Consider the following 5527-nt stretch of genomic DNA (forward strand, 5'->3'; position numbering starts at 1 on the left):
GATATGAACTGCATAGTCCCTTAATCACAGGTAACTTCTTCTCATCCATAAAAGAAAATCGATACTTAAATCACTGAACAACGTTAAACGTAAGTATCATTACATACATAGCAATAGATCCTATAAACACTGCCAGTACTGCTGATACTTTAATCAACGCATTCAAAATTACTTCATCAAAATCACGCATAATGGTTGACCGTTTGTGAAGGGCTCTGTATTCGCTCTAACTGCTAAAACTATGATAAGCCTTGTCGTATACGAAGCTTTTTAATTTAAAACTTCCCTCTCCTTTGAGGTGTATTTCATCTCCTTAAACCAAAAAAAGGGCAACACCCTTTTTTTGCGTATATTAATCGTCTAAGTTAGCTGCCGTCAAACTTATTTTCTTTTCAAGGAATGGTTTTCAACTAAGGCATTGAAATATTTATAAATTCAATAGCACCTGAATTAGACATCAGGAGTCGCAGTAGTTAGTGACGTTTAAGTTCAAACCCATCACTCAATTTCAGCCAAATAAAAAGGCCACCTGTCTAGGTGGCCTTGGATAAGAAAGTAAACGAGTTAAAGAAGAAAGTTCATCACAAACATCGCACCAAACGCATTCAATACAGAGATAGCAATCATCACTGGAATGTAGCGACCTTCAGTACCGATCGGCCCCATGATTCTCCCCATGTACTGAACTTGAGAACCCATGAGGTAAATAGCAGGAGCCAGAATCGCAATATGATTACCATTTAAAATACCCTGGTCAAACAGAGTAATAACCACACCTACAGCGCCGCCCATCGACATCCACGCACCGATAAGAACAGCCGCTGCTTCACCCGGAAGACCAAATATAGCCATAATAGGAGAAAATATACTGCCCATCATGTCTAACGCCCCGGTAATTTGTAGCGCTTTGATAATCACAAATGCCATTAAAACGTTAGGTAGAGTAGATGTTGTTGCTATTCCCCAACCTTTTTTAGCTCCTTCGACAAAAATATCGGTAACCATTGGCTTTTTAGCTTTAATTTCTGACATTACGCAGTCTCCTCTGTCATCGGTGCATCTTTTTTGGCTTGAGGTTTGTCTTCTTTACCTTCAGTAATATTGAGATAAATTCGGAACAAATTCGCACCCACAAATTTAAAGACGAACATAACCGCTACCGCCAAACCTATCGATGAACTTACCGCTAACGATCCGTCTGCCATTGTTAATGTGAAAAGCACAGCACCAGAAGAAAAGAAATTTACGATTGCAGCACCAGCAGTAAATTGGAACATGGTAAATACGTCGGTTTCACGCTTAGTCAAATGCCCCTCATCTTTTAATTGCCGAGTCATCGCAGCACCAGCATCAGTACTTTGAAGTGAGGCAATGAGTGCTAAACCAGAATTACCAGGAATGCCCATTAAGGGTCTAAGTAAAGGAGTTAGAAGCTTGCGCGCTGCGTCTAGCGCTCCGTAATGCTCTAGCACATTGATCATTCCAAGTGCGAACATCACTGTTGGAATCAGTGTGAGGGCGAAAATAAAGCCATCACGAGCACCGCTACCACCTTTGCCACGCAACGTCGTTGTTGCGGTTTGAACACCATCTGCGGTTTCAGTCACGTTGTACGCGACTTGCCCAAACGATCCGTTTAGCGTAGTAAAATCAAGAACACCATACCATTCATTTGATTTCATCAGCCCAGAGAAGAACACAATGGCAAACRCCAATGCGATATAGCAACCAATCGTAACTTTACGATTGGTTTTTGCTGGATTAGTCATAACAACCTCTATACATGTAATTTGTGTGGAACAGAACACATATTGATAGTGCTAAATTTCATAAATAGAAATGATGACTCAAGTCAATCAACACGTTGAATGGCAATTCATATTATAAGCAAAATAAAAATCTGTGGATGCTGACACAAAATACAAATATCGAACAGCCACCAAACAGAGTGCCACACTGGCGAATATCTCTAATTCGTGTGCGATATATCTTACAAAAATATCATAAATTTAGTGTGGTTATATATTATTAACAATTAAAACAACATGTTAATAGGCAGCAATGATATTAATCAAAAATACTATCCGTAATGTAAATGAATAAATGGTACCGGTAACACCCATGAGCTAGAAACAAAAGGATATGAGCCTTATACGAAATACCATCCCGTTAATTGATTATAATATGCTCATTAAGCCAACGGATAAGGAGATCGGCAAAATGGAAATGAAGATTTTAAGTTACAAAGTCATGGGAATTGGCTCGTGGGTATCGGCTACGGTATCCAAAGCTGTCGCAACCCAACTTGCTGCTGAATATGAATCTTACGGCTGGCCTGTAGAAGTTTGTGCAATTGAAACGGAAAAGCAATTAAACCAAAAAACTGCTTAACTAGTACTCTACAGGTATGAAGGCTCTATTGACGGGGGGTTAATAGAGCCTTTTTTATCTGTGCTAATTTCTCTTCGGCTAACTGGATGTCTATCACACCTAGCTTATTGATTCCCGACTACAATTTTTACGCAATCCTACACAATGGACTTATAAAGGGCGTAATAAATGAAATGGATCGGGCTGTTACTTATTCTCCTCTCTACCACTTTTTCCTACTTAGCCCAAGCTTCTGGCCCTAGTAGCCAAGCTCCTCTAGATCTAACCAACTCGCTCCCTGGATATGTCGCATTGGCAATCTTCTTCGTCGCCTACTTAGTCGTCATGATGGAAGAATACCTAAAACTCCGAAAATCAAAACCAGTATTACTAGCCGCAGGGCTCATTTGGATAATCATCGGGGTTGTTTACCAACAAAGCAACGTGACCGACATTGCCAAGCAGGCGCTGGAACATAACCTTCTTGAATACGCCGAACTATTGCTATTTCTATTAGTAGCGATGACTTATATCAGCGCAATGGAAGAGCGTCGCCTATTCGATGGCTTGCAAGCTTGGATGGTCAGTAAAGGCTTTAACTTTAGAACCCTTTTTTGGCTAACGGGATTCCTGGCTTTCTTTATTTCCCCTATAGCCGACAACCTGACAACTGCCCTATTGATGTGTGCTGTTGTACTGAAAGTTGCAGGCAGCAATATTCGCTTTGTAAACATAGCGTGCGTTAATATCGTCATTGCAGCGAATGCAGGCGGAGCGTTTAGTCCGTTCGGCGATATTACGACACTGATGGTCTGGCAAGCGGGTCATGTGAGTTTCTCTGAATTTCTACCGCTATTCATACCTTCGGCTGTTAATTATTTAGTCCCAGCGATTATTATGTCTTTCTTCTTACCCAAAGATGCACCAGACACCGTTCATCAGAATGTGGAGTTAAAGCGAGGAGCCAAACGCATCGTTGGTCTATTTATTCTAACCATAGCGACTGCTGTTGCGTTCCATGCTGTGCTTCATTTCCCTCCAGTAATGGGGATGATGATGGGGCTAGCCTATTTGCAATTTTTTGGTTACTTCCTACGAACGACACTGCCTAATTCCCTGGCAAAAAAAGCAGCCATGGCGATAGCAAATAACGATGAAGAAGCATTAAAACGACTGGGGTCTGTCGTACCTTTCGACGTATTCAGGCGTGTCTCTCATGCAGAGTGGGATACATTACTCTTTTTCTATGGGGTCGTGATGTGTGTTGGTGGATTAAGCCTGTTGGGGTATTTGGGGCTGGCTTCAGAAGTGATGTACAGTCAGTGGAGCCCAGTTGGCGCCAACATTATGGTGGGAATACTGTCAGCCATTGTCGATAATATCCCTGTCATGTTCGCAGTCCTATCAATGGAGCCTTCTATGGATATGGGGAACTGGCTACTTATTACTTTAACCGCAGGGGTCGGAGGTAGTTTACTGTCGATAGGAAGTGCTGCTGGCGTGGCTTTAATGGGTGCTGCTCACGGCAAATACACGTTTTTTGGACACTTAAAGTGGATGCCGGTTATTTTCCTTGGCTATGTCGCGAGTATTTTTGTTCATTTAACGATGAACCAACACTTGTTTAGCTAGGTTACCGAAAAGAGCGGATAGAATAATTTAAATTAATCATTAAGTTAGAAACAGGATTTACCTAGAAGCTTAATATTATTCTATCTCGCCCACTTTATCCCAAATGTTACTCATTAGATAAGCAGGGCACATGTTGCATGTCAAAAACTTGCCTTCTTTTTGAATTCTCATCACAAGATCGTCACGCTTTTCATTACTGCTTGCCGCAAGTTCAATATTGATAAGGTCATCGTCTATTCGATAGCTACGAGTAACGCTCCCATCAATCGTTTTGTACTCGACTAACCCTTTCTTAAAGATGAGTTGACTCTCATTTTCAGAGCTTTCATAAACCCCCGAGAAAAAGACTAAAGTTGGCACCTCAAAAGGCGTTTCAGTTTCTGCGAAGCAACCGGATAAAACCACTGCGAACATGAAAATGATAAATGGTCGGATCATACTACTCACCCTAAACAATATTGGTGACGGAATCTTAACACGATACAGTGAAACAGGTTGATATACTATAAATTCATTGCATATTAATTGTAGGGACTTTATTTACTCTAGTATCCCTTCTAATTTCAGCAAGCTTCTTTTGCGTTCAACTCCGCCCGCATACCCAGTTAGTTTACCATTCATTCCAATAACACGATGGCAAGGCACAATAATAGATATTGGGTTTTTACCATTCGCTGCGCCCACTGCTCTCACCGCTTTTGGGTTACCAATGAACTCTGCGATTTTTTGATAGCTCCACGTTTCACCGTAAGGAACCGACAGTAATGCATTCCACACTTCCATTTGAAATGCCGTACCTTTAGCAGCAAGAGGAAGAGCAAATTGCATAGTTTCTCCTGCAAAGTATTGTTCTAATTGCTTAGATGTTTCCATCAAAACAGGAAAGGTACTGTCTTCATTTCCGAGTACTTCAGGTTGAGTTGTGTGAGTTTCAAACCAAGCGCCAAGTAAGCCGTGTTCATTGGCTTGCAGCGTCATTTGCCCAAGGGGACTTTGAAAATAACAATATCTATTCATGCTAGGTTCCAACAATGAAATGTGGCGTAACTGCCCCATGGGGCAACACTTTCTGTCTTTAAATTAGGGTACTGTTCTATCACTTTTTTAACCACAAGATCGCCCATCAAAAAGCAATTAGGGTCACTTAAGCCACGTAATAAAGCGTATTGAATCGTCCAAGGCCCGATTCCTTTTAACTGTAACCATTCGGAGGGGTGAGCAGTATCATTATCTTGCATGTATTGCGCAAATCGCTTTAACGTGTCTTTACGACTTTGTGGCATACGTAGAAAGCTCAAATCCAGATCAACAACCTGCCCCGCAGTAGGAAACATCACCTCACTTTGCTCTTCTATAAACGCTTGCTCTACAAGTAAGTTCAGCTGACCTATCGCCGCTTTCACCGAAACTTGCTGACCTAAAATAGCGCGAACTCCCGCTTCCCAAATATTCCAAACACCAGGGATACGAATACCCGATTTAGCCACCAAGCCCGGCGCTACTGACTCTAATTGAGCTTCAACTG

7 protein-coding genes are annotated in these 5527 nt (G+C 41.6%); 2 read left to right on the forward strand and 5 right to left on the reverse strand.

Features of this window, described 5'->3' with window-relative positions:
• Nucleotides 1-564: 564 nt before the first annotated feature.
• Nucleotides 565-1032, reverse strand: a complete 468-nt coding sequence (locus L4C33_RS19250) for a YjiG family protein (protein WP_428814017.1) — start codon at nt 1030-1032, stop codon at nt 565-567.
• Nucleotides 1032-1769, reverse strand: a complete 738-nt coding sequence (locus L4C33_RS19255) for a nucleoside recognition domain-containing protein (RefSeq protein ID WP_428814018.1) — start codon at nt 1767-1769, stop codon at nt 1032-1034. Before L4C33_RS19255 ends, L4C33_RS19250 begins: the two co-directional genes overlap by 1 nt.
• A gap of 451 nt (nt 1770-2220) precedes the next feature.
• Between L4C33_RS19255 and L4C33_RS19260 the strand changes: the two genes are divergently transcribed.
• Both L4C33_RS19260 and nhaD read left to right on the forward strand, forming a co-directional pair.
• A complete protein-coding gene (locus tag L4C33_RS19260) occupies nt 2221-2391 on the forward strand; it encodes a hypothetical protein (protein ID WP_428814019.1) in 171 nt (56 codons plus the stop codon).
• A gap of 168 nt (nt 2392-2559) precedes the next feature.
• Nucleotides 2560-4002, forward strand: coding sequence for a sodium:proton antiporter NhaD (gene nhaD / locus L4C33_RS19265; protein WP_428814020.1), 1443 nt, complete (start codon nt 2560-2562; stop codon nt 4000-4002).
• Between the two features lie 75 nt (nt 4003-4077).
• On the opposite strand, the gene L4C33_RS19270 is transcribed toward nhaD, so the two are convergent.
• From L4C33_RS19270 to L4C33_RS19280, 3 genes are all read right to left on the reverse strand, one after another.
• Nucleotides 4078-4440: a hypothetical protein gene (locus tag L4C33_RS19270; RefSeq protein WP_428814021.1), complete on the reverse strand. Its 363-nt coding sequence runs from the start codon at nt 4438-4440 to the stop codon at nt 4078-4080.
• A 102-nt stretch (nt 4441-4542) separates the two neighbouring features.
• A complete protein-coding gene (locus L4C33_RS19275; protein ID WP_428814022.1) occupies nt 4543-5019 on the reverse strand; it encodes a methylated-DNA--[protein]-cysteine S-methyltransferase in 477 nt (158 codons plus the stop codon).
• Nucleotides 5016-5527: DNA-3-methyladenine glycosylase family protein (locus tag L4C33_RS19280; protein WP_428814023.1), on the reverse strand; the 512-nt coding region annotated here is incomplete at its 5' end. The genes L4C33_RS19275 and L4C33_RS19280, both read right to left, overlap by 4 nt.

This window comes from Vibrio makurazakiensis (assembly GCF_050337375.1).
Lineage (GTDB): Bacteria > Pseudomonadota > Gammaproteobacteria > Enterobacterales > Vibrionaceae > Vibrio > Vibrio makurazakiensis.